General features: G+C 61.3%; 1 pseudogene. It reads left to right on the top strand.

Annotated features, from left to right (window positions below):
• Positions 1-68: 68 nt before the first annotated feature.
• A pseudogene (locus EN807_RS32655) lies at positions 69-444 on the top strand (ABC transporter permease); the annotation flags it as partial.

Genomic DNA, 444 nt, shown 5'->3' with positions numbered 1-444 from the left:
CTTATCCTTCTCCTGAACCCAAGGCTGCGCGTAGCGAGCGGCAAGAACTGAGCCGGGGAGATCGGTCCATGTGCACCTCTGTCCTGCGCCTTACGCTGGCGAAGCCCGCCGCCCGCATCGCCCTGGTCCTGGTCCTGATTATCGTCGCCCTTGCAACGCTTGGACCCTATTTCAGCCCCTACGCTTTTGATGAAATTGTCGGCGCTCCGTTCGCGCCCATAACTCAAGAGCATTGGCTCGGAACCGATTTCCTCGGTCGCGACACTTTCAGCCGTTTCCTCTATGGCGGCAGGACGGTTCTGGTTGTCGCGCTGAGCGCGACGGTCGCGGCCTATTTCGTGGCCGTGCCCTTGGGCATCTATTCCGGGCTGCGGCGAGGGCCTCTCGATGTCGTGCTGATCGCAATATCCGATGTCATCTACGCCTTGCCGCCGGCCATCTTCC

This window comes from Mesorhizobium sp. M5C.F.Ca.ET.164.01.1.1, assembly GCF_004792125.1.
In the GTDB taxonomy this organism is placed as follows: domain Bacteria; phylum Pseudomonadota; class Alphaproteobacteria; order Rhizobiales; family Rhizobiaceae; genus Mesorhizobium; species Mesorhizobium wenxiniae.
Note: the sequence above shows the minus strand (reverse complement) of the source record. Positions and strands in the feature narration are given on the sequence as shown.